Annotated in this window: 21 protein-coding genes; 15 read left to right on the top strand and 6 right to left on the bottom strand. The window is 71.6% G+C overall.

Annotated elements, in window-relative coordinates; genetic code table 11:
* The first annotated feature begins 18 nt into the window (after nucleotides 1-18).
* Genes IEY30_RS07710 through IEY30_RS07700 form a run of 3 tightly spaced genes read left to right on the top strand, consistent with a single transcriptional unit; the run spans nucleotide 19 to nucleotide 1,651 of the window.
* Entirely contained in the window at nucleotides 19-543 is a 525-nt protein-coding gene (locus IEY30_RS07710) for a YbjN domain-containing protein (protein WP_030195035.1), read from the top strand.
* Entirely contained in the window at nucleotides 543-1,322 is a 780-nt protein-coding gene (locus tag IEY30_RS07705) for an enoyl-CoA hydratase/isomerase family protein (RefSeq protein ID WP_030195036.1), read from the top strand. Before IEY30_RS07710 ends, IEY30_RS07705 begins: the two co-directional genes overlap by 1 nt.
* Nucleotides 1,319-1,651, top strand: coding sequence for a YqfO family protein (locus tag IEY30_RS07700; RefSeq protein ID WP_030195037.1), 333 nt, complete (start codon nucleotides 1,319-1,321; stop codon nucleotides 1,649-1,651). Before IEY30_RS07705 ends, IEY30_RS07700 begins: the two co-directional genes overlap by 4 nt.
* A gap of 53 nt (nucleotides 1,652-1,704) precedes the next feature.
* Here IEY30_RS07700 and IEY30_RS07695 read toward each other — a convergent pair whose 3' ends face one another.
* Entirely contained in the window at nucleotides 1,705-2,502 is a 798-nt protein-coding gene (locus tag IEY30_RS07695) for an SDR family oxidoreductase (protein WP_030195040.1), read from the bottom strand.
* Nucleotides 2,503-2,750: 248 nt separating this feature from the next.
* Between IEY30_RS07695 and IEY30_RS07690 the strand changes: the two genes are divergently transcribed.
* Nucleotides 2,751-3,533 carry an electron transfer flavoprotein subunit beta/FixA family protein gene (locus tag IEY30_RS07690; RefSeq protein ID WP_030195041.1) on the top strand — a complete coding sequence of 261 codons (783 nt, stop codon included), beginning with the start codon at nucleotides 2,751-2,753 and terminating at the stop codon, nucleotides 3,531-3,533.
* 39 nt (nucleotides 3,534-3,572) lie between these two features.
* Entirely contained in the window at nucleotides 3,573-4,538 is a 966-nt protein-coding gene (locus tag IEY30_RS07685) for an electron transfer flavoprotein subunit alpha/FixB family protein (RefSeq protein WP_030195043.1), read from the top strand.
* A 141-nt stretch (nucleotides 4,539-4,679) separates the two neighbouring features.
* Here IEY30_RS07685 and IEY30_RS07680 read toward each other — a convergent pair whose 3' ends face one another.
* Nucleotides 4,680-5,153, bottom strand: coding sequence for a hypothetical protein (locus IEY30_RS07680; RefSeq protein WP_030195045.1), 474 nt, complete (start codon nucleotides 5,151-5,153; stop codon nucleotides 4,680-4,682).
* 111 nt (nucleotides 5,154-5,264) lie between these two features.
* Here IEY30_RS07680 and IEY30_RS07675 point away from each other — a divergent pair, with 111 nt between their 5' ends.
* The gene (locus tag IEY30_RS07675) at nucleotides 5,265-6,455 is read left to right on the top strand and encodes a cysteine desulfurase family protein (protein WP_030195047.1); all 1,191 of its coding nucleotides are present in this window, start codon (nucleotides 5,265-5,267) and stop codon (nucleotides 6,453-6,455) included.
* Nucleotides 6,452-7,558 carry a tRNA 2-thiouridine(34) synthase MnmA gene (gene mnmA / locus IEY30_RS07670; RefSeq protein WP_030195049.1) on the top strand — a complete coding sequence of 369 codons (1,107 nt, stop codon included), beginning with the start codon at nucleotides 6,452-6,454 and terminating at the stop codon, nucleotides 7,556-7,558. Before IEY30_RS07675 ends, mnmA begins: the two co-directional genes overlap by 4 nt.
* A 16-nt stretch (nucleotides 7,559-7,574) precedes the next feature.
* On the opposite strand, the gene IEY30_RS07665 is transcribed toward mnmA, so the two are convergent.
* Nucleotides 7,575-8,462: a GNAT family N-acetyltransferase gene (locus tag IEY30_RS07665; RefSeq protein ID WP_030195052.1), complete on the bottom strand. Its 888-nt coding sequence runs from the start codon at nucleotides 8,460-8,462 to the stop codon at nucleotides 7,575-7,577.
* Between the two features lie 165 nt (nucleotides 8,463-8,627).
* On the opposite strand from IEY30_RS07665, the gene IEY30_RS07660 reads away from it, so the two are divergent.
* Complete coding sequence (locus IEY30_RS07660; protein ID WP_030195053.1) at nucleotides 8,628-9,608, top strand: uroporphyrinogen decarboxylase/cobalamine-independent methonine synthase family protein; 981 nt, start codon at nucleotides 8,628-8,630, stop codon at nucleotides 9,606-9,608.
* 86 nt (nucleotides 9,609-9,694) lie between these two features.
* Here IEY30_RS07660 and IEY30_RS07655 read toward each other — a convergent pair whose 3' ends face one another.
* Both IEY30_RS07655 and IEY30_RS07650 read right to left on the bottom strand, forming a co-directional pair.
* Nucleotides 9,695-10,930 (bottom strand): L,D-transpeptidase, encoded by a 1,236-nt coding sequence (locus IEY30_RS07655; protein WP_229674897.1) that lies wholly within the window; start codon nucleotides 10,928-10,930, stop codon nucleotides 9,695-9,697.
* 181 nt (nucleotides 10,931-11,111) lie between these two features.
* Nucleotides 11,112-12,623, bottom strand: coding sequence for a long-chain-fatty-acid--CoA ligase (locus IEY30_RS07650; protein ID WP_030195057.1), 1,512 nt, complete (start codon nucleotides 12,621-12,623; stop codon nucleotides 11,112-11,114).
* Nucleotides 12,624-12,767: 144 nt separating this feature from the next.
* Between IEY30_RS07650 and ligA the strand changes: the two genes are divergently transcribed.
* The 6 genes from ligA to IEY30_RS07620 all read left to right on the top strand — a co-directional run bounded on the left by ligA (nucleotide 12,768) and on the right by IEY30_RS07620 (nucleotide 20,168).
* Complete coding sequence (gene ligA, locus IEY30_RS07645) at nucleotides 12,768-14,915, top strand: NAD-dependent DNA ligase LigA (RefSeq protein WP_030195059.1); 2,148 nt, start codon at nucleotides 12,768-12,770, stop codon at nucleotides 14,913-14,915.
* Between the two features lie 256 nt (nucleotides 14,916-15,171).
* On the top strand, nucleotides 15,172-15,936 hold the full coding sequence (locus tag IEY30_RS07640; protein WP_229674896.1) for an ABC transporter ATP-binding protein: 765 nt from the start codon (nucleotides 15,172-15,174) through the stop codon (nucleotides 15,934-15,936).
* Nucleotides 15,929-16,726, top strand: a complete 798-nt coding sequence (locus tag IEY30_RS07635) for an ABC transporter ATP-binding protein (protein WP_229674895.1) — start codon at nucleotides 15,929-15,931, stop codon at nucleotides 16,724-16,726. The genes IEY30_RS07640 and IEY30_RS07635 overlap by 8 nt, the downstream gene beginning before the upstream one ends.
* A 212-nt stretch (nucleotides 16,727-16,938) precedes the next feature.
* Complete coding sequence (locus IEY30_RS07630) at nucleotides 16,939-18,183, top strand: ABC transporter substrate-binding protein (RefSeq protein WP_030195067.1); 1,245 nt, start codon at nucleotides 16,939-16,941, stop codon at nucleotides 18,181-18,183.
* A 99-nt stretch (nucleotides 18,184-18,282) separates the two neighbouring features.
* Nucleotides 18,283-19,152, top strand: coding sequence for a branched-chain amino acid ABC transporter permease (locus IEY30_RS07625; RefSeq protein WP_030195070.1), 870 nt, complete (start codon nucleotides 18,283-18,285; stop codon nucleotides 19,150-19,152).
* The gene (locus tag IEY30_RS07620) at nucleotides 19,149-20,168 is read left to right on the top strand and encodes a branched-chain amino acid ABC transporter permease (protein WP_156035138.1); all 1,020 of its coding nucleotides are present in this window, start codon (nucleotides 19,149-19,151) and stop codon (nucleotides 20,166-20,168) included. Before IEY30_RS07625 ends, IEY30_RS07620 begins: the two co-directional genes overlap by 4 nt.
* A gap of 92 nt (nucleotides 20,169-20,260) precedes the next feature.
* Here the strand turns inward: IEY30_RS07620 and IEY30_RS21850 are convergent, their stop codons facing one another.
* Nucleotides 20,261-20,815 carry an RAD23 family protein gene (locus IEY30_RS21850; protein WP_229674894.1) on the bottom strand — a complete coding sequence of 185 codons (555 nt, stop codon included), beginning with the start codon at nucleotides 20,813-20,815 and terminating at the stop codon, nucleotides 20,261-20,263.
* A gap of 146 nt (nucleotides 20,816-20,961) precedes the next feature.
* Between IEY30_RS21850 and gatC the strand changes: the two genes are divergently transcribed.
* Nucleotides 20,962-21,258, top strand: coding sequence for an Asp-tRNA(Asn)/Glu-tRNA(Gln) amidotransferase subunit GatC (gene gatC, locus IEY30_RS07610; RefSeq protein ID WP_030195091.1), 297 nt, complete (start codon nucleotides 20,962-20,964; stop codon nucleotides 21,256-21,258).
* Nucleotides 21,259-21,342 lie beyond the last annotated feature (84 nt).

Raw genomic sequence — 21,342 nt, 5'->3', positions numbered from 1 at the left:
GCTCGTTACGGTTGACGCATGACCGATCCGACTTCGCTGCCCAACTTCATGCCGAGCGCGCCCGACGCCGGCCCCACCCCGAGCCCCAACGGCGCCGCTGCCAGCGACGCCCCGGTGCGCGACCGCATCCTCGAGGTCCTGAAGGGCCTCGGGATCGAGGCGAGCGTCGACGGCGACGGCGACCTCGAGTTCGCCATCGTGGACGACCAGGGCACGAGCACGACGCTCTTCGCCCGCGTCGCCGAGGGCGACCTGGCCCTCGTGCGCTTCTTCGGCCAGTGGCAGCTCGCCGACCCCGTGTCGCCGGACCGCAACGAGCGCCTCGCCCGCTGCAACGACCTCACGATGCAGCTCAACATCGTCAAGCTCTCGCTCGTCCAGGAGAGCCTCGTCGTCTCTGCCGAGCACGTCATCACCCCGAACGCCGACCTCGACATCCTCGTGCCGCTGTCGGTCAACCACATCCTCCAGAGCGTCGGCTTCTTCTTCCAGTCCTGGCTGCCCATGGACGACGCAGCTGCCGGCGCCCCCGGCGACGCCTGATGGGCGAGTTCGTCCGGCTCGAGGTCGAGGACGGCATCGGCACCATCCGCCTCGACCGGCCGAAGATGAACGCCCTCAACGTCCAGGTCCAGGAGGAGATCCGCGCGGCGGCCGCCGAGGCCACGGCGCGCACCGACGTCAAGGCGGTCATCGTCTACGGCGGTGAGCGCGTCTTCGCGGCCGGAGCGGACATCAAGGAGATGCAGTCCATGTCGTACACCGACATGGTCGAGCGCTCCGGCCCGCTCATGAGCTCGATCAGCGCGGTCGCCCGCATCCCCAAGCCGGTCATCGCGGCGATCACGGGGTATGCGCTCGGCGGCGGTTGCGAGCTCGCGCTCGCCTGCGACTTCCGGGTCGTCGCCGACGACGCCAAGCTCGGCCAGCCGGAGATCCTCCTCGGGATCATCCCGGGTGCCGGCGGCACACAGCGTCTCTCGCGTCTCGTCGGGGCCTCGCGCGCCAAGGAGATCATCTTCAGCGGACGCTTCGTCGACGCCTCCGAGGCGCTCGCGATCGGCCTCGCCGACAAGGTCGTCCCGGCCGCCGACGTCTACACCGCGTCGCGCGAGTGGGCCTCGACCTTCGTCGGTGCCGCGTCCTTCGCCGTCCGCGCTGCCAAGGAGGCCATCGACCGGGGTCTCGAGGTCGACCTCGAGAGCGGTCTCGAGATCGAGCGGATGCTCTTCGCCTCGCTCTTCGCTACGAAGGACCGTGAGATCGGCATGAGCTCCTTCGTCGAGCACGGCCCGGGCAAGGCGCAGTTCGAGGGTCGATGACCCAGCCGCTGGACGTCCTCGTGTTCTACTCGCCCGTCGAGTCGACCGAGGACGTCCTCGCGGCGGTCTTCGCCGCCGGCGCGGGTGCGGTCGGGGACTACCGCGACTGCGCCTTCGTCACCCGCGGCAGGGGCCGGTTCCGCCCGACGGCCGGCGCCAACCCCACGATCGGGTCGGTCGGCGAGCTCGCGCTCGTCGCCGAGGACCGCGTCGAGCTCGTCCTCGACCGACACCTGCGTGCCGACGTCGTGGCCGCGCTCCGGGCCGCGCACCCCTACGAGGAGCCCGCGTTCCACGTCGTCGAGACGGCCGACCCCGACGCCCGCTGACCGCGGGTGAGCCGTTCAGGGTCGTATGCCGTCCCGCCCGCGGGCGACCGCGCTCAGGAGGGCCTGAAGCCGCCGTTGCTGTGGAGCAGCTGCCCGTTGATCCAGCCGCCCGCGTCCGAGAAGAGGAAGCGGACGAGGTCCGCGGTGTCGCGCGGTGTGCCGAGGCGTCCCGCCGGTGTCTCGGCCACGCCGAGGGCGCGGATCCGCTCGTCCATCCAGCCGGTGTCGATCGGCCCCGGGTTGATGACGTTGGCCCTGACGCCGCGGTCGGCGAGCTCGACCGCGGCCGCGATGACGATCCGGTCCAGCGCGCCCTTGCTCGAGCCGTAGGGCAGGTTGTGGGCCGTGTGGTCGCTCGTCAGCGCGACGACGCGGGCTGCGGCCGGCGCTCCCGGAGGCTCCTCCGGCAGCCGGTCCGCGAGTGCCTTGAGGAGCAGCCAGGTCGCGCGGGCGTTGACGGCGTAGTGCCGGTCCCAGCTCTCGAGCGAGGTCGACAGGATGCCGCTGTCGACCGACTCGCAGTGCGACATGACGAGCCCCGTCACCGGTCCCAGCCGGTCGGTCGCTGCGGCGACGAGCGCCTCCGGCGTGGCCGGGTCGGCGAGGTCGCCCGGGAGCAGCTCGACGCGACGGCCGAGGGCGCGGCACTCGTCGGCCACCGCCGCGGGGTCGTCCGCGCCGCGCTCGTAGCCGAGGCGGTCGTCGTAGGGCTGCCAGTGGCCGAGGGCGACGTCCCAGCCGTCGGCGGCCAGGCCGAGGGCGAGCTCCGCCCCGATGGAGCGGCGCCTCCCGACGCCGGTGACGAGGGCGACACGCGGCGGGGCGGAACGGGGTGAGGAGGCGAGCGACATGCGGCCCATCCTCTGCATGGGGCGCCTGCGCGCACGAAGGGTTTTGGCCCTGACGGACCCGCCCCGGGTGCCGGTCGTCGACGCGCGAGGGGGCACGCGGCATACGCCCTCGGTGCTCTGGTGGTGAGCGTCACGCCTGACGCGTGCGGACTGAGCGAGCGCTCAGTGAGAGGATGGCAGGCAGTGCCGGAGCGACCTCCGGCAGCTCCATGAGCACCACCACCAGCAACGGAAGAGGACGTTCACCCATGAACATCGTCGTCTGTGTCAAGTACGTGCCGGACGCCCAGGCCGAGCGCACGTTCAACGCATCTGACAACACGACCGACCGCGAGAACGTGGACGGCCTGCTGTCCGAGCTCGACGAGTACGCGGTCGAGGAGGCCCTGAAGATCATCGAGGCCGGCGAGGGTGAGGTGACCGTGCTGACGGTCGGCCCCGACGCCGCCGCCGACGCGATCAAGAAGGCCCTGCAGATGGGCGCCGACAAGGGTGTGCACGTCAGCGACGACGCCATCCACGGCTCCGACGCGGTCGCCACCTCGCTCGTGCTCGCCGAGGCCGTGAAGAAGATCGGAGACGTCGACCTCGTGGTCACCGGCATGGCCAGCACCGACGGCACCATGGGTGTCGTCCCCGCGATGCTCGCCGAGCGCCTCGGCCTGCCGGCCGTGACCTTCGCGTCCGAGCTGAGTGTCGACGGCGGTGTCGCGACGATCCGCCGCGACGGCGACGCCTCGACCCAGACGATCACGGCCACGCTGCCGGCCCTCGTCTCGGTCACCGACCAGATCAACGAGCCGCGCTACCCCTCGTTCAAGGGGATCATGGCCGCGAAGAAGAAGCCCGTCGAGACGTGGAGCCTCGCCGACCTCGGCGTGGACGCCGCGCAGGTCGGCCTCGACGCCGCCTGGACGAAGGTCGAGTCCTTCGCCGCCCGCCCGCCGCGCACGCAGGGCGAGATCGTCCCCGACGAGGGCGACGGCGGAGCCAAGCTCGCGGCGTTCCTCACCGAGCGCAAGTTCGTCTGACCCTCCTGAACTTCCCAGCCAGCAAAGGAGATCCGCACCATGGCTGAAGTACTCGTGCTCGTCGACCACGTCGACGGCAAGGTCCGCAAGACCACGTCCGAGCTGCTGACGATCGCCCGCCGTCTCGGTGAGCCGTCCGCCGTCTTCGTCGGCTCCGGCTTCGACGCCGCCAAGGAGACCCTCGCCCGCTTCGGCGCCGAGAAGGTCTACCGCGTCGAGTCGCCCGAGGTGCTCGAGCACCTCGTCGTGCCGCAGGCCGAGCTGCTCGCGCAGCTCGTCGCCGACAAGGCCCCGGCCGCGGTCCTCGTGCCGTCCTCGCCGGAGGGCAAGGAGATCGCCGCGCGCCTCGCCGTCAAGACCGAGTCGGGCCTGATCACCGACGCCGTCGACGTCCAGGCCGCTGGTGATGGCAGCGGTGGCGTCGCCACGACGCAGTCGGTCTTCGCCGGCTCGTACACCGTGTCGGCCACGGTCACGAAGGGCACGCCCATCGTCGCCGTCAAGCCGAACTCGGCCACCCCCGAGGAGCTCGCGGGTGCGGCCGCCGATGAGGTGCTCGACTTCACCCCGTCCGACGCCGCCAAGGGCGCCCGCATCACCGAGTCCAAGCCGAAGCAGGCCACCGGCCGCCCCGAGCTGACCGAGGCCGCCATCGTGGTCTCGGGTGGTCGTGGCACCGCAGGCGACTTCTCCAAGGTCGAGGACTTCGCCGACTCGCTCGGCGCCGCGGTCGGCGCGAGCCGTGCGGCCGTCGACGCCGGGTGGTACCCCCACACCTCGCAGGTCGGCCAGACCGGCAAGCAGGTCAGCCCGCAGCTCTACGTCGCCTGCGGCATCTCCGGCGCGATCCAGCACCGCGCCGGCATGCAGACGTCCAAGACGATCGTGGCCGTCAACAAGGACAACGAGGCCCCGATCTTCGAGCTCGTCGACTTCGGCGTCGTGGGTGACCTCTTCGCGGTGCTCCCGCAGGCCACCGACGCGATCAAGGCCGCCAAGGACTGAACGCGTCCCGCGCCACGGCGCGGGGCCCTGCGCTAGATCTGCGCCAGCTCTGAACGTCGAGAGGCCACGAACCGGACCGGTTCGTGGCCTCTCGACGTGTGTCCGTCTCGCTCAGGCGGGCCCAGGCATGGTTCGGGCGGGTCAGGCGGGCTCGGTGTCGAGGTCGAGCCGGGCCGTCAGGCGCGCCCAGCTCTCGAGCCGCTCGCGGTTGAACGCGTAGGCCTCGCGACCCGTGCCGAGGGTCCACCACGCGCCGCGCAGCGCCTCCGACGGCAGGCGCACCGGCCGGCCACTGTCACGTCGCCACTCGAGCCGCCCGTTCGCCGACACCCGGCGCACGTCGCGCCGGTCGACCGTGGTCGTGGCCAGCGTGTTGTGCACGCGCAGGCTCCGGGTCCCGAGCTCGATGCGCGCCGACCAGGCACGCCAACCCAGGGCGAGCGCGACGGCCAGGCACACGGCATACGTCATCGCGGTCGGCAGGGACGGCACGAGCCGCACGAGCAGGCGGGCCACGAAGTAGCCGACGACCGGGCAGGCGAGCCCGGCGACGGCCCGGTGGGCAGCGGGCGCGCACAGCCGGCTCCCGCCGGTGCCCTCGTGCCTGCCACCCATGGGGCTGATCATAGGCACGCGGCCGCGCCCGTGGGGCGAGCACCGGAAGGGCCGCCGGCAGCCCCATCGGCGGCGGTCGGGAGAGACGTCGTGGCGGCCTAGAATCGATGGGTGACTGCCTACCTCGACCACGCGGCGACGACGCCGATGCTCCCCGCCGCCCTCGCGGCGATGACGGAGCAGCTCGCGGTCGTGGGCAACGCCTCCTCGCTGCACCGCACGGGCCGCGCGGCCCGCCGTGCCGTCGAGGAGTCGCGCGAGAAGATCGCCCGCTGCCTCGGTGCGCGACCCTCCGAGGTCGTCTTCACCTCCGGCGGCACCGAGTCCGACAACCTCGCAGTCAAGGGCACCTTCTGGGCCCGGCGCGACCGCGACCCCGCACGCGTGCGCCTGCTCGTCGGCGCCACCGAGCACCACGCCGTGCTCGACTGCGTCGACTTCCTCGTTGCGCACGAGGGCGCCAAGGTCACCTGGCTCGAGTGCACGCCCGAGGGCGTCGTCGAGCCCGCGACGGTGCGCGCCGCGATCGAGTCCGACCCCGAATCGGTCGCCCTCGTGTCGGTGATGTGGGCCAACAACGAGGTGGGCGCGGTGCAGGACGTCCGCGCCCTCGCCGAGGTCGCCCACGAGTTCGGGGTGCCCCTTCACACCGACGCCGTGCAGGCCGCCGGGCACCTACCCGTCGACTTCGCCGCGAGCGGCGCCGACCTCATGTCCGTCACGGCCCACAAGCTCGGCGGCCCCATCGGCGTCGGGGCGCTCGTCGTCCGGCGCGGGGCCGCTCTCGTCCCGCTCACCCACGGCGGCGGCCAGGAGCGGCAGGTCCGCTCCGGCACGCTCGACACCCCGGCCATCGTCGGTTTCGCCGCCGCCCTCGTCGAGGCCACCGCGTCGATGGAGGCCGAGGCCGCGCGCCTCGTGGCCCTGCGCGACGACCTCATCGACCGCGCCATGGCGATCTCGCCCGACATCCGCCCGTCCGGGGTGTGGCACCGCGGCGACGGCGCGAGCCGGCTCCCGGGCAACGTGCACCTGCTCGTGCCGGGCTGCGACGGTGACTCCCTGCTCTACCTGCTCGACGCGGCCGGGGTGTCGTGCTCGACCGGCTCGGCGTGCCAGGCCGGCGTGCCGCAGCCCAGCCACGTCCTGCTCGCCATGGGCGTGGCCGAGAGCGACGCCCGGGGGGCGCTGCGCCTGACGCTCGGGCACACCTCGACCGCGGCCGACGTCGACACCTTCGTCGAGGCGCTCCCCGCGGCCATCGAGCGGGCCCGTCGCGCCCGGGAGGCGACCGCGTCGTGAGGGTCGTGGCGGCGATGAGCGGCGGCGTCGACTCGGCGGTCGCCGCTGCCCGCATGCTCGACGCTGGGCACGAGGTCGTGGGCGTGCACCTCGCCCTGAGCCAGAGCGCAGCGACCCTGCGCGAGTCCGCCCGGGGCTGCTGCACCATCGAGGACGCCGGTGACGCGCGGCGCGTGGCCGACGTGCTCGGCATCCCCTTCTACGTCTGGGACATGGCGGCCCGCTTCACCCGGGACGTCGTCGACGACTTCCGGGCCGAGTACGCCGCGGGTCGCACCCCCAACCCGTGCCTGCGCTGCAACGAGAAGATCAAGTTCGCGGCCCTGCTCGACAAGGCCCTCGCGCTCGGCTTCGACGCCGTCGCCACCGGGCACTACGCCCAGGTCGTCGAGGCCGACGACGGCCACGGGGGAGTGCGGCGCGAGCTGCACCGCGCGGTCGACTCGGCCAAGGACCAGAGCTACGTCCTCGGCGTGCTCGACGCGGACCAGCTGGCCCACTCCTTCTTCCCGCTCGGCGACACGAGGAAGCCGCAGATCCGCGAGGAGGCCGCCGAGCGCGGCTTCTACATCGCGAAGAAGCCTGACAGCCACGACATCTGCTTCATCCCCGACGGCGACACCCGCGGCTGGCTGACGCGCCAGCTCGGCGCGGCGCCCGGTGACATCGTCGACACCAGCGGCGACGTCGTCGGCCACCACGAGGGGGCCTTCGCCTACACGGTCGGCCAGCGCCGCGGGCTCGGGCTCTCGCGGCCCGCCGCCGACGGCGAGCCGCGCTACGTCGTCGAGGTCCGGCCCGAGACCAACCAGGTCGTCGTCGGTGCGGCCGAGCTCCTCGGCGTCAACGCCATCACCGGCGACCACGCCCGGTGGTGCGGTCCGGCGCCCGAGGGCGTGGTGCGCGTGGGCGCGCAGGTGCGGGCCCACGGCGAGGAGCACGCCGCGACGGCCTGGGCCGACGGCGACCACGTCGAGGTGCGGCTCGACAGCCGGATCCGCGGTGTGGCTCCGGGGCAGTCGGTCGTGCTCTACGACGGCACCCGCGTCGTCGGCTCCGCGACGATCGCGGCGTCCCGGCTCGAGCGCGCCGTCGTCGACTGAGCCGTCCGGGACGGGCTCAGTCCAGCGAACGGCTCCACGTGACGGTGCGGGCGCGCGGCCGGAACCCCATCGCGCGATAGAGCCGCTGCGGGCCCGGGTAGCCGTCGTCGCCGCGCGGGCTGACCTGGGCGACGGCGGCGCCCAGCCCGGCGAGCCGGTGCAGCGCGGCCAGCGTGACCGCACCGGCCAGTCCGCGACCGCGGTGCTCGGGCACGCACCCGACCGGCTCGACCAGCCCGGCGCCCTGGGCGGGGTCGAGCCACACGAGCGCAGAGGCCACCATCTCGCCGTTCGCGTCGACGGCGACCCAGTCGAGGTCGAGGCGGTAGGGCCACGCCCCCATGACCTGCTCGTAGGCCTGCTCGTCCACCCTCGACGGCCCGACGTCGGACCACGAGGCGGCGTGCACGGCGGCGCGCGCCGCAGCCTCGTGCTGCTCCACGTGGCGGAAGCGGTAGCCGGGGACGCTCGGCACCGGGGGCAGGTCGACGAGGTCGAGGGAGTGGTGGGTGAAGAACGGCTCCTCGGGCTGCGGCGCGAATCCCGCTGCGGCGAGGGCGTTCTCGGCGACGTCGCCCTCCATGACGAGAGCCGACTGCGTCTCGGCGTCGCTCACCTCCTCGAACCAGTCCACGACCTCTGCGGCCACGTCGGGCCGCGCCGGGTCGACCTGGAGCTCGAGCCAGTCCGGGGCTTCGGCCCAAGCGAAGCCGACCACCTCGGCGCCGTCGGTCCACAGCGCGATCGCCTCGCCCTCGTCGAGGGCGTCCGGGTCGACGGGCCGGTAGTAGCGGCTCCACGCCAGCTGGCCGGGATGGAAGCGGCTCGTCGGCGACCAGAGCCGCGAGGCGAGCGCCTGCATCGCGCGCAGGTCGTCGGGTCCGGAGAAGTCGTGGCGTCGCACCGGCGCCACGCTACCGCCGGGGGAGGGCGGCGCCCTCCCCGCAGGCCGTCTCGGGCGGGGTCGACCGCCGACCCGCATCGTGGGCAGCAGCGTGGCCAGCAGCCGGTCAGGCGGCGTGTCAGACGGCGTGTCAGGCGGTGGACCGGCTGCGCCTAGGCTGGCGCGGTGACTCTCGCTACCGGCATCGGCTCCTGGCCCGGCACCTCCGTGCGTGACGCGCTGGCGCAGGTGCGCGAGCTGCTCGACGGGCAGCTGCCCTACCTCCCCGAGCTGCCGGCGCGCGGGCCGGGCGCCGACATGGTGGGGCGCACCGCGGGCCTGCTCGTCGAGCTGCCCGTGGACCTCCAGCCGATCGGGTGGCGGCTCGTGGACCGACCCGGACGCGACGCCTCGCGCACCGCCGCCCTGCTCCGCGAGGACCTCGACGAGCTCGCTGAGGCCTTCGACGGCCACACGGGAGCCCTCAAGCTGCAGGTCGTCGGGCCGTGGACGCTGGCGGCGAACGTGTGGCTCTCGCGCGGCGAGCGCGTCATCGTCGACGACGGGGCCCGTCGTGACCTAGTCGAGTCGCTCGCCGAGGGAGTCCGGCTGCACGTCGCGGCGGTCCGCAGCCTCGTCCCAGGCGCGCAGGTCGTGCTCCAGGTCGACGAGCCGAGCCTGCCCACCGTCCTCGCCGGACGGCTGCCGACGTCGTCGGGCTTCGGCCGGCTGCCGAGCCTGGACCCCCAGGTGGCGGCGGCCGGCCTGAGGACCGTGCTCGACGCCCACGACGGGGACACCGTCGTGCACTGCTGCGCGGCGAACCCGCCCCTCGCGCTCCTGCGGGCGACCGGCCCGACCGCGCTCTCGCTCGACGTCTCGTTGCTGCGCCCCCGCGAGTGGGAGGGCGTCGCGGTGGCCGTGGAGGACGGCATACGCCTGCACGCCGGGGTGGTGCCCACGGACGGCAGCCGCACGCGACCGCAGGACCTGGCGGCCCTCGTGGTCGACGCCTGGACCCGGACGGGGCTGCCGCTCGCCTCGCTGGCCGACGTCGTCGTCACACCGGCCTGCGGGCTCGCGGGTGCCTCGCCCGACGTGGCCCGGGCCGTCCAGCGCGCCGCCGTCGAGACTGCCCGCGAGCTCGAGGAGCGCAGCGTCGGCTGAGAGGACGTCGTGCCGGTCTGGGGCCGGGGAACGCGAGAGGCCGGCCACCCGCAGGGGTGACCGGCCTCTTCAGGCGCTGGGGGAACTCAGAGCGCGGAGCCTGCCGTCCACTTGGCCCAGCTGAGGTTCCAGTCGGCGTAGCCGTTGCCCATCGTCATGGGCCGGTTGGTGCCGGTGGTCTCGACGACGTCGCCGATCTGCATCTGGCCGTAGAGCCACTTGCCGTTGGCGTCGCTCATGCCGGTGCAGCCGTGGCTGACGTTGCGATGGCCCTGGTCGGCGACGGACCACGGTGCGGTGTGGAGGAACTCGCCGGAGTTGGTGACTCGCATGGCGTACTTGACCGGGGTGTCGGAGTAGTAGCCCGTGTCACCCTTCTTGAGGCCGATCGTCTCGGCGCGCATCGTGATGTTGGTCTGCTTGTCCATGATGACCTTGACGCCCGAGCGGGTGATGAACCCGTCCCGGCCGCCGGTGACCGGGATCCGCTTGGCCAGCTTGCCGTCGATCATGACGTCCATCTGGTCCGTCTTGAGGTTGACCTTGGCGATGACCGAGCGACCGATCGTGAAGTCCGAGGTGCGTGACATCTCGCCGAAGCGACCGCCACCCGCGGGCACGCCGTTGAGGTTGGCCTCGACGTGCACCTTGCTGCCGGCCTTCCAGTACGTCTTGGGGCGCCAGTGGGCCTCGCGGGAGCTGAGCCAGTACCAGCTGCCCTCCTGCGCCGGGCTCGCCGTCACCTTCATGTGCTTCTCGAAGCTGGCCTTGTCGACGACCGGCAGGTCGAAGCGCACGACGACCGGCATGCCGATGCCGACGGTGCCGCCGTCACGCGGTGACACGGCGACGTAGACCTGGTCGTCGAGGGTGAGGTTGGCGGTCCGGAACGTCTTGGAGGTCTCGGTGACCTTGCCGTCGGCGTCCTTGGCCTCCATGTCCAGGGTGTACTTCACGCCCGGCTCGAGCAGGTCGCCCGCCGTCCACGTGCCTCCCTCGAGCGTGCCGTCGACCGGGATGCGGTTGCCCTTCTTGCTCTTGTAGGACAGCGAGGCCTTGGTCAGGGTGCCCTTCTGGGCGGAGGCCGTGACGCGCGTGTCGACGGCGACGTCCTCGGCCCCGGCGGCGGGCGTGGTCGTGAACACGACCGGGTCGGTGGTCGGCGTGGGACTGGGCGACTCGGACGAGCCGTCCGACGCGCCGGCAGACGAGCTCGCCGGCTTGCCGTTGTCAGCCGTGGCGGTCGCGTTGCAGGCCGTGGCGCCCAGCATGGCCAGGACGGCCATCCCCGAGACTGCGGCGGAACGGATGCTCAACTTCACGCGTGAATACCCTTCGCAGACGTGACGCCGGGCGCCCCAGGGCGGGACGGGGTGCGACACGTCGATAGTGACCCTGCTCCAGTGTCACCGATACGCGCCAATACTCCAAAACGTACGGCGAGTCCAACCGCTACGCGTGTCGCACCCTGCCCGCACGGTCCCGGTGAGCCGTGCGGGCTCCTCAGGAGGCGTTCTGCGGACGCACCTCGCGGCGCAGGATCTTGCCCGTGGGGCCCTTGGGCAGCTCGTCGAGGCTCCAGATCCGGCGGGGGTACTTGTAGGCGGCGAGGCGCTCCTTGACGTAGTTCTGGACGTCCTCGAGGGTCGCGGACGACCCGGGTCGCAGCACGACGGCGGCACCGACCTCCTCACCCATGAGATCGTCCGGCACGCCCACGACCGCGGCCTCGAGCACGTCGGGGTGGGTGTAGAGCACCTCCTCGACCTCGCGCGGGTAGACGTTCATGCCACCCCGGATGATCATGTCCTTCTTGCGGTCCACGATCGTGAAGTAGCCCTCGTCGTCGACGGTCGCGAGGTCGCCGGAGCGGAACCACCCGTCGGGGATGGCCTCCTTCGTCGCCTCGGGACGGTTCCAGTAGCCCTTCATGATGTTCTCGCCGCGGATCGCGATCTCGCCGATCTCCCCGGGCGGGGTGTCCTTGCCCTCGAGGTCGACGAGCTTCATCTCGCAGCCGGGGATCGCCCGTCCGATGGTGCCGGGCTTGGTCGGCTTGTCGGGCATGTTGAACGACGCGACGGGGGAGGTCTCCGAGAGGCCGTAGCCCTCGAGGATCTGGCAGCGGAACTTCTCCTCGAACGCCTTCATGACGGCCTCGGGCATGGCCGAACCTCCGGAGGCGCAGGTGCGCAGGGTGTGCGTGTCGGCCTGGTCGGCGTTCGGGTGGTTGAGGATCGCGGCATACATCGTCGGCACGCCCTGGAAGATCGTCACGTGGTCGCGCCCGAGGACCTCGATGGCCTTGGCGGGGTCGAAGCGGGGGATGAGGCTCAGGGTGGCGCCGCGCTGGACCGAGGTGTTGAGGCCGCACGTGAGGCCGAAGACGTGGAAGAGGGGCAGGCACCCCATGATCACGTCGTCCTCGGTGATCTCCATGATGTCGGCGGCCGACCGCTCGGCGTTGCGGTGCAGGTTGAAGTGCGTCAGCTCGGCGCCCTTGGGCTTGCCGGTGGTGCCGCTCGTGTAGAGGATGACGGCGGTGTCGTCGTCTGCGCGCTCGACCGGCTCGAGGACGGGCTCGGCTGCCGACTCCGAGGCGTCGAACTGGCCGTCGGCCGGGCCCATCGGCCCGCACACGATGAGGCGGGTGCCGGTCTCGGCGGCGGCCTTGCCCGCCTCGTCGGCGAAGTCGGGCCACACGAAGCTGAAGCGGGCGCCGCTGTCCTCGTAGAAGTACTGGATCTCGCCCGACTTCAGCAGCGGGTTCATGGGGACCACGACGCCGCCGGCGAGCAGGGTGCCGTAGAACGCGACGGGGTAGGCGGGCACGTTGGGCAGGATGAGCGAGACCCGGTCACCGGGCTCGAGGCCCGCTGCGCGCAGCTGTCCGGCCACCGTCGCCGCCGCCCGGTGCAGCGCCGACCACGACAGCTCGACCTGGTCGAGCTTGATGCCGACCTTGTCGGGGACGCGGGCCGCGGTGGCGGCGAGGTTGGCGGCGAGGTTGGTCATCTCTGCTCCTTCGCAGGGGGCGGCGCTCGGACTCGGGCCCATTGTTACCGCTGGGTCGCCCGGTGAACAGACCCGGTGCGTCCGACGCCACGTGACGTGTGTCATCGACCGGGCACCGTCACAGCCGGCTGGCAGGATGAGCGCGTGAGTGAGAGCCCCGTCCCCGCGCCCGTCACCGACGACGTCCCGACCGAGATCCACCAGGAGTGGGCCGACCTCGCCGAGCAGGCCGCGACGGCCCAGTTCGCCTACCACGTCAAGGACGCGCCGACGATCAGCGACGGCGAGTACGACGCGATCATGCGCCGCCTCACCGCGATCGAGGACGAGCACCCCTCGCTGCGCACGCCCGAGAGCCCGACGCAGAACGTCGGGGGCGCCTCGTTCGCGACCGGCTTCGCCACCGTCGACCACCTCGAGCGGATGCTGAGCCTCGACAACGCCTTCTCCTTCGAGGAGCTGCAGACCTGGGCCGAGCGCGTCGAGCGCGAGGTCGGCACCGGGGCGCACTTCCTCACCGAGCTCAAGATCGACGGGCTGGCCATCAACCTGCTCTACGAGAACGGCCGCCTCGTGCGCGCCCTGACCCGCGGCGACGGGCGCACCGGTGAGGACGTCACCCACAACGTCCGCACGATCGAGGGCGTCCCCGAGCGGCTGGCGGGCGACGACGTCCCCGACCTCGTCGAGGTCCGCGGTGAGGTCTTCTTCCCGACCGCTGCCTTCGCCGACCTCAACGCGAGCCTCGTCGAGGCGGGCAAGGCGCCCTTCGCCAACCCGCGCAACGCGGCCGCGGGCTCGTTGCGCCAGAAGGACCCGAAGGTCACGGCGAGCCGGCCGCTGCGCATGCTCGTCCACGGCATCGGCGCCCGCCGCGGCTTCGACGTCGATCGACAGAGCGAGGCGTATGCCGTCCTGCGCGCCTGGGGACTGCCGACCTCCGACGAGGTGCGCGTGCTCGACGACATCGCCGCCGTCGAGCAGTTCGTGACCTACCACGGCGAGCACCGGCACGACCGCGCGCACGAGATCGACGGCATCGTGGTGAAGGTCGACGAGGTCACGCTGCAGCGCCAGCTCGGTGCGACCTCCCGGGCGCCGCGGTGGGCCATCGCGTTCAAGTACCCGCCCGAGGAGGTCAACACCAAGCTCCTCGACATCCGCGTCAACGTGGGCCGCACCGGCCGGGTCACCCCGTACGGCGTGATGGAGCCGGTCGCCGTGGCCGGGTCGACCGTCGAGAACGCGACGCTGCACAACGCCTACGAGGTGGAGCGCAAGGGCGTCCTCATCGGCGACACCGTGGTGCTGCGCAAGGCCGGCGACGTCATCCCCGAGATCGTCGGGCCGGTCGTCGACCTGCGCGACGGCACCGAGCGCGCCTTCGTCATGCCGACCGAGTGCCCCGCCTGCGGCACGCCGCTCGCCCCGGAGAAGGAGGGCGACAAGGACATCCGCTGCCCCAACACCCGCTCGTGCCCGAGCCAGCTGCGCGAGCGCGTCTTCGCCCTCGCCTCCCGCGGCGGCCTCGACATCGAGGCGCTCGGCTGGGAGGGCTCCATCGCGCTGCTCGAGTCCGGGATCATCACCGACGAGGGCGACCTCTTCGCACCGCCCGAGGGCAGCCCGCACGCCGGGGACTACGGCATCACCCGCGAGAAGCTCTCACACGTCCCGCTCTACACGCGGGCGGCGAAGAAGATCGACCCCGCCGACGCCGTCGTCGACGGTCGCATCCTCTCGGCCGGCGGTGAGACGCTCCTCGCCGAGCTCGAGAAGGCCAAGAGCCAGCCGCTGTGGCGGGTCGTCGTCGCGCTGTCCATCCGTCACGTGGGCCCGACCGCCGCGCGGGCGCTCGCGACGCATTTCGGCTCCATGGACGCGATCCGGGAGGCCTCGACCGAGGAGCTCGCGCAGGCCGAGGGCGTCGGCGGCGTCATCGCCGAGGCCGTCACCGCGTGGTTCGCGGTCGACTGGCACCAGGAGATCGTCCGCAAGTGGGCCGATGCCGGCGTCCGGATGGCCGACGAGGTGGACGAGTCCGTCGAGCGCACGCTCGAGGGCAAGACCGTCGTCGTCACCGGGTCCCTCGAGGGCTTCTCCCGCGACGAGACGAAGGAGGCCATCATCAGCCGGGGTGGCAAGGCGTCCGGGTCGGTCTCGAAGAAGACCGACTACGTCGTCATCGGCGCCAACGCCGGCTCCAAGGCGGCCAAGGCCGAGGAGCTCGGCCTGACGATCCTCGACGAGGCCGGCTTCCGGCGCCTCCTCGAGACCGGCTCGCCCGACTGATCCTCCCGTTCGTCCGGCGGGGCTGGACGGTCGCGTCCACGGACCTGTCGTCCGCGACGGCCGGAGCGCGCTCTCATGTGTGCCCGCCCCACAGATGCGACTCAGGTGTGTGGGTCCCCACCGTCCTTTCGTCGTGGCGCCCTCCTAGGCTTTGCCGAAGTTTGCAGCAGTTCCAGCAGCTACCCGCGGTCGGTGCCTCGCCCACCTGGGCAGCACGCCCCGACACACCGCTCACCGGAGCGCGACGCACGAGGAGGTGCAGGTCTTGACGGGTACCCCGTTGCTCGAGACCAGGGCCCTGACCAAGGAGTTCCGCGGTTTCCGCGCCGTCTCGGAGGTCGACCTGACGGTCGCCCGCGGCACCGTCCACGCCCTCGTCGGACCCAACGGAGCGGGCAAGACCACGCTCTTCAACCTGCTCACCGGCTTCCTCTCGCCGACGTCCGGCGCCGTCGTCTTCGACGGTCAGGACATCACCGGCAAGGCGCCGGAGCAGATCGCGCCGCTCGGCATCGCGCGCTCCTTCCAGATCACGAGCCTCTTCGAGGCGATGACCCTGCGCGAGCACCTCGAGCTCGCCCTCGCCAGCCCCACGGGGATGGGCAAGCAGTGGTGGCGCTCGGTCAGTCGCATGGCGACCTTCAAGGACCGCGCCATGGAGCTGCTCGAGCAGGTCGGCCTCGCCGACCGCGCGGGCGCACCCGCCTCGTCGCTCGCGTACGGCCAGAAGCGTGCGCTCGAGCTCGCCATCGCCATGGCCCTCGACCCCAAGCTGCTCCTGCTCGACGAGCCGACCGCCGGCATGGGCATCGAGGACATCGACCGGACCATCGCCCTCGTCAAGCGGCTCGCGGCCGGGCGCACCGTCGTCTTCGTCGACCACAACATGCACGTCGTCGGCTCGCTCGCCGACACCGTCACGGTGCTCCAGTCGGGACAGGTGCTCGCCGAGGGCCCGTACGAGCAGGTGCGCGCCGACGAGCGCGTCATCACGGCCTATCTCGGAGCAGCCCATGAGTGACGACAACGCCGGCACGACCGGCACCACCGCCGGCACGACGACCGGCACGACGACCGGCACGGCGACCGCGCCGGCAGGGACGACCGCGGGGCCGCGGATGCTCGAGGTGGCAGGGCTCTCCGCCTGGTACGGCGAGGCCCGCGTGCTGACCGACGTCAGCATCGACGTCGCCCCCGGCGAGGTCGTCACGCTCGTCGGCCGCAACGGCGCCGGCAAGACGACCCTGCTCCGCTCGGTCATGGGCCTGCACCGGCAGACCGAGGGCACGATCACCCTCGACGGCAGCGACCTCGCCAAGCGGTCGGCCGACGCCCGCGCCCGCGCCGGCATCGGCTGGGTGCCCGACGACCGCGGCATCTACTCGAGCCTCACGGTCGCCGAGAACCTCCTGCTGCCGCCCGTCGTTCACCCGGACGCGTGGTCGCTCGAGAAGGTCTACGAGTTCTTCCCGGTGCTGCACGAACGCCGGGACTTCCCGGGCACGAAGCTCTCCGGCGGCGAGCAGCAGATGCTCGCCATGGCCCGGGTCCTGCGGATGGGCTCGCGCCTGCTGCTGCTAGACGAGCCCAGCGAGGGCCTGGCCCCCGTCATCGTCCAGCGCATCGGCGAGATCGTCCGCGAGATCAAGGGCCAGGGAGTCGGCGTTCTGCTCGTCGAGCAGAACGTCAAGTTCGCCTCGACCGTGGCCGACCGGCACTACCTGCTCGCGCAGGGGAAGGTCGTCGAGCACCTCGGCAACGAGGAGTTCCGCGCCCGTGAGGGCGAGCTGCTCACCTACCTCGGGATGTAGCCCGCCCGCGTCGGCGTCCACACCAGCTCGCGCCACGCATCACGACCGCACCACGGCGCCGACCAGGCGCCACGCCCCGCGAGGCACACGGCATACGACAGCACCCACCTCACCTCACCGCACCACCAGCGTCACCCGTCACACACCCGTCCCACCTCGTCACAACCCTCGTCACAACTCTCGTCACAACCCGTCACAAACCAGGAGCAGACATGCGTAGCAGGACAGTCCAGGGCACCGTCGCCATCGCGGCGACCGCGTCGCTCGCGCTCGCCGCGTGCGGAGGGGCCGGCGGCCCGCAGTCCGGCGGCTCGAGCAAGCTCACCGACGACAAGGTCGTCATCGGCCTGCTCAACGACCAGTCCGGTGTCTACAAGGACCTGTCCGGCCCCAACTCCAAGGTCGCGATCCAGATGGCGATCGACGACTACAAGGCGAAGTACGGCGACAAGGCCGTGGCCAAGGACATCGAGATCGTCACGGCCGATCACCAGAACAAGGCCGACATCGCCAACTCCAAGGCGCAGGAGATGTACGACCGGCAGAAGGCCGACATCATCCTCGACGTGCCCAACTCGGCCGCGGCCCTCGCCGTCGCCACGCAGGCCAAGAACAAGAAGAAGCTCTACATCAACATCGGCGCGGGCACGACGGCCCTGACCGGTGCGAGCTGCAACAAGTACACCTTCCACTGGGCCTACAACACCGCCGTCCTCGCGCGCGGCACCGCCGGCACCATCACCAAGGAGGGCGGGACGAGCTGGAACATCGTCTACCCCGACTACGCCTTCGGCCAGGACATGAACAAGTCGTTCAGCGCCGAGGTGACCAAGAACGGCGGCAGCGTCGGGCAGTCGATCGCCTCGCCGTTCCCGAGCGACAACTTCGCCACGTTCATCACCAAGGCCGGCGAGGGCAGCCCCAAGGTCGTCGGCTCGATGCACGCCGGTGGCGACCTCATCAACTTCGTCAAGCAGTTCAACCAGAGCTCGCTCAAGGGCAAGGTCCAGCTCGCCGTCGGCCTGATGTTCATCACCGACATCCACTCGCTCGGCGTCGACCAGTTCGCCGGCACCCAGTTCACCGACGCCTGGTACTGGAACTTCGACGCCCAGAACAAGAAGTGGGCCGACCGCTTCAAGGAGAAGACGAACACCCGTCCGTCCTTCGCCCACGCCGCCAACTACTCGGCCGCGATGAACTACCTCGAGGCCGTCCAGGAGGCCGGCACCGACGACGCCGACACCATCGTCGGCAAGCTCGAGGGCAAGAAGATCAACGACGTCTTCCTGCGCAACGGCGAGATCCGCAAGGCCGACCACGCCGTCATCCACGACGTCTACCTCGCCAAGGTCAAGTCCTCCGCCCCGGAGGAGTGGGACTACGAGGACATCGAGAAGACGATCCCGGCCGCCGAGGCCTATGGCGAGGCCAACCCCGCCTGCTCGATGAGCTGACACCCACCGGTGGCGTATGCCGTTCGGTGGCGTCCCACGAGGACGCGCCGGACGGCATACGCCGAGGTTTTCCCGATCGACCGCGAACGAGCGAGAGACATGAGCGAATTCATCCAGTACACCCTCCAGGGGCTCGCCGCCGGCGGCTTCTACGCGCTGTCCGCCCTGGGCCTCGCCGTGATCTTCGGAGTCCTCGGGGTCGTCAACTTCTCCCACGGCGCCTGCTACATGCTCGGCGCCGTCATCTCCGCGGTGCTGCTCGGTGAGCTGCACGTCGGCTTCTGGGTCGCGCTCGTCGTCGTGCCGATCCTCATGTTCGGGTTCGGCGTGCTCATGGAGCGGCTGCTCGTGCGCTGGCTCCTCGCGCTCGACCCGCTCTACAACTTCCTGCTGACCTTCGGGCTGACGCTGATCCTCGTCGAGGCGGTCAAGCAGCGCTACGGCGTCTCCGGCCTGCCCTACGAGGTGCCGGCGGGCCTGACCGGCCAGGTGAGCATCGGCAGCGTCAACCTCTCGACGTACGCGATCTTCGCGTGCCTCTTCTCCGTCGTCGTCTGCGTCGCCGTCGGGCTGCTGCTGACGAAGACGCGGATCGGCATGATCGTGCGCGCCTCGACCGAGGCGCCCGAGCGCACCCGCGCCCTCGGCATCAACGTCGGCCGCTGGGTGACGCCGGTCTTCGGCTTCGGCATCGCCCTCGCGGGCCTGGCCGGGGTGCTCGCCGCCCCGACGCGCGCCATCACGGCCGAGATGGGCAGCAACTTCATCATCATCCTCTTCGCGGTCGTCGTCATCGGCGGCCTCGGATCCATCCTCGGGGCGGTGGTCGCGGGCTTCCTCGTCGGACTCGTCGAGGCCTACGGCATCGCCTACGCCCCCACGTACGCCCAGATCGTCATCTTCGTGCTGATGGCGCTCGTCGTTCTCGTCCGGCCCTCGGGGCTCTTCGGACGGGAGGAGGTCGCATGAGCGAGCAGATGACCGCCAAGGTCGACGTCGACCTGGCCCAGCCCTCGATCCTCTCGCGCCGCAACCCGCTGCGCTACGTCATGCTCCTTGCCGGCCTCGCGGTCGTCGTGATGCTGCCGTACTGGATCTACCCGCCGGTCGCGATGGACATCCTGTGCTGGGGGCTCTTCGCGATCAGCGTCGACCTGCTCCTCGGCTTCACCGGGCTGCTCAGCTTCGGGCACGCGGCCTTCTGGGGCGGGTCCGCCTACTGCACCGGGCTCATCGCCACCCACTGGGGCGTGCCGTTCCCGGTGGCCGTCCTCGGCGGGGCCGTCTTCTCGATGCTCATCGCGTGGCCGATCGGCTACCTCTCGGTGCGGCGCACCGGCATCTACTTCGCGATGGTGACCCTCGCCTTCGCGCAGATGCTCTACTTCATCGCCAACCAGGCGCGTGACCTCACCGGCGGCGAGAACGGCCTGCAGGGCATCCCGCGCAACTTCTTCGGGATCGAGCTCGTCGAGACCGACCCGTTCTACTTCTACTACGTCGGCGCGGTGCTCATCCTCATCGGCATCCTGCTCGCCTGGCGCGTCGTCAACTCGCCCTTCGGCCGGGTGCTGACGGCCGTGCGCGACAACCCGGCCCGCGCCCGTGCGCTCGGCTACGACGTCGAGCGCTACAAGATCACGGTCTTCGTCATCTCCGCGGGGCTCGCGGGCCTGGCCGGCGGCGTCTTCGCGGTCAGCCACCAGTTCGCCTCGCTGCAGGAGCTGATGTGGACGACCTCGGGCAAGGTCGTGCTCGTCACGGTGCTCGGCGGCATCGGCACCCTCTGGGGCGGTCTCGTCGGCGCCGGTGTCGTCGTGACGCTCGAGGACTTCCTCGCCAGTTCCGGCTTCGAGGGCATCGGCCTGATCACCGGCACGATCTTCGTCGTCATCGTGCTGCTCTTCCGGCACGGCATCTGGGGCACGGGGCGCAACGTCCTGCGCCGCTACGTCCTCGAGCGGCGCCAGAGGTCTCGCGACTGAGTGCCCCTGCACCTCCGGTTCGAGGTATGCGCCCGGTGTTCGCGGCGGCGCGTCTACCTCAAACCGGGGTCGGGGAGGGGTGGGGGGAGGGGTCAGGAGCGGGGCGTCAGGATACGGCGGGCGACGCGTCCCACTACGAGCCAGGCGACGGCGCCGAGGCCCCAGTTGGTGATGGCGTTCTTGACCGTCGCGCCGTCGCCGGTGAACTGCTTGACGCCCGCGGTGCGGCTGAAGACCCCCAGGTCGGCCCAGTCGGCCGCCTTGAGCACCGCCTCGACGAGGGCGTTGCGCGTGTTGGCCTCGAGCACGACGAGGACGGCGCCGAGCAGCAGGGCCGTCGCCGCGAGCAGGCAGGCGAACCACACGATCTCGCCGAGCAGGGTGCGCAGCCGCTTGATCCCGGCCCCGGTCAGGCTCGCGGCCCGGCGTGCGCCGGCGCGGACGTCGGGGGAGCGACGTGCCGCTGCGCCCGACTCGGCCCTGGCGGACGCGCGGGCCGAGGGCTCGGGAGCTGGAGCCGGGGTGGGCGTCCCGACCTCCGGCGTCGTGGCGGCCGATGCGGACGGTGTGGCCGGGGTGGCGGACGGTGTGGCGGGTGCGGGCTCGGGTGCGTGGGTGTCGGTCGTCGGGGTGGCCGGGCTCGTCATCGAGGGTTCTCCTTGCGGCAGTTCGTGGATCCGGTGTGGTCAACGAGCCAGCCCGCCGGAGGACACGCCCGCCTCGTCGCGGACCGGTCGAGCCGACGCCGGATGCGTGGTCCGGGCGCGCTGGGGCGCCCCATAGACTGGCGCGCATGTCATCCCTGTCCCGCGACGACGTAGCCCACCTGGCCGGCCTCGCCCGCATCGAGCTCTCGAACGCCGAGCTCGACCGCATGGTGGGTGAGCTCGGCGTCATCCTCGAGTCCGTGGCCAAGGTCCAGCAGGCTCCCACCGAGGGCGTGGCCCCGATGTCGCACCCGATGCCGCTGACCAACGTGACCCGCCCCGACGTGGTCCGCCCGAGCCTCGGCGCCGAGGCCGTGCTCGCCGGCGCGCCCGAGGCCGAGCAGCAGCGCTTCTCGGTGCCGCGCATCCTCGACGAGGACTGAGCCCCTCAAGCCACCGACCTGCTCGCGTATGCCGTGTCGCCGAGCACCCGGCATACGCCCCGCCCGTGACGGGCACCCACGAAA

This window comes from Terrabacter tumescens, assembly GCF_014646815.1.
Classification (GTDB): Bacteria; Actinomycetota; Actinomycetes; order Actinomycetales; family Dermatophilaceae; genus Terrabacter; species Terrabacter tumescens.
Note: the sequence above shows the minus strand (reverse complement) of the source record. Positions and strands in the feature narration are given on the sequence as shown.

What these genes read in the sequence shown, in the direction of transcription:
- IEY30_RS07630 (WP_030195067.1), top strand. Translation starts at nt 16,939, where the DNA reads ATGCGTAGCAGGACAGTCCAGGGCACCGTCGCCATCGCGGCGACCGCG.
- IEY30_RS07705 (WP_030195036.1), top strand. Translation starts at nt 543, where the DNA reads ATGGGCGAGTTCGTCCGGCTCGAGGTCGAGGACGGCATCGGCACCATC.
- IEY30_RS07700 (WP_030195037.1), top strand. Translation starts at nt 1,319, where the DNA reads ATGACCCAGCCGCTGGACGTCCTCGTGTTCTACTCGCCCGTCGAGTCG.
- IEY30_RS07710 (WP_030195035.1), top strand. Translation starts at nt 19, where the DNA reads ATGACCGATCCGACTTCGCTGCCCAACTTCATGCCGAGCGCGCCCGAC.
- IEY30_RS07650 (WP_030195057.1), bottom strand. Translation starts at nt 12,623, where the DNA reads ATGACCAACCTCGCCGCCAACCTCGCCGCCACCGCGGCCCGCGTCCCC.
- IEY30_RS07680 (WP_030195045.1), bottom strand. Translation starts at nt 5,153, where the DNA reads ATGGGTGGCAGGCACGAGGGCACCGGCGGGAGCCGGCTGTGCGCGCCC.
- gatC (WP_030195091.1), top strand. Translation starts at nt 20,962, where the DNA reads ATGTCATCCCTGTCCCGCGACGACGTAGCCCACCTGGCCGGCCTCGCC.
- IEY30_RS07620 (WP_156035138.1), top strand. Translation starts at nt 19,149, where the DNA reads ATGAGCGAGCAGATGACCGCCAAGGTCGACGTCGACCTGGCCCAGCCC.
- IEY30_RS07635 (WP_229674895.1), top strand. Translation starts at nt 15,929, where the DNA reads ATGAGTGACGACAACGCCGGCACGACCGGCACCACCGCCGGCACGACG.
- IEY30_RS21850 (WP_229674894.1), bottom strand. Translation starts at nt 20,815, where the DNA reads ATGACGAGCCCGGCCACCCCGACGACCGACACCCACGCACCCGAGCCC.
- IEY30_RS07690 (WP_030195041.1), top strand. Translation starts at nt 2,751, where the DNA reads ATGAACATCGTCGTCTGTGTCAAGTACGTGCCGGACGCCCAGGCCGAG.
- IEY30_RS07625 (WP_030195070.1), top strand. Translation starts at nt 18,283, where the DNA reads ATGAGCGAATTCATCCAGTACACCCTCCAGGGGCTCGCCGCCGGCGGC.
- IEY30_RS07695 (WP_030195040.1), bottom strand. Translation starts at nt 2,502, where the DNA reads ATGTCGCTCGCCTCCTCACCCCGTTCCGCCCCGCCGCGTGTCGCCCTC.
- IEY30_RS07685 (WP_030195043.1), top strand. Translation starts at nt 3,573, where the DNA reads ATGGCTGAAGTACTCGTGCTCGTCGACCACGTCGACGGCAAGGTCCGC.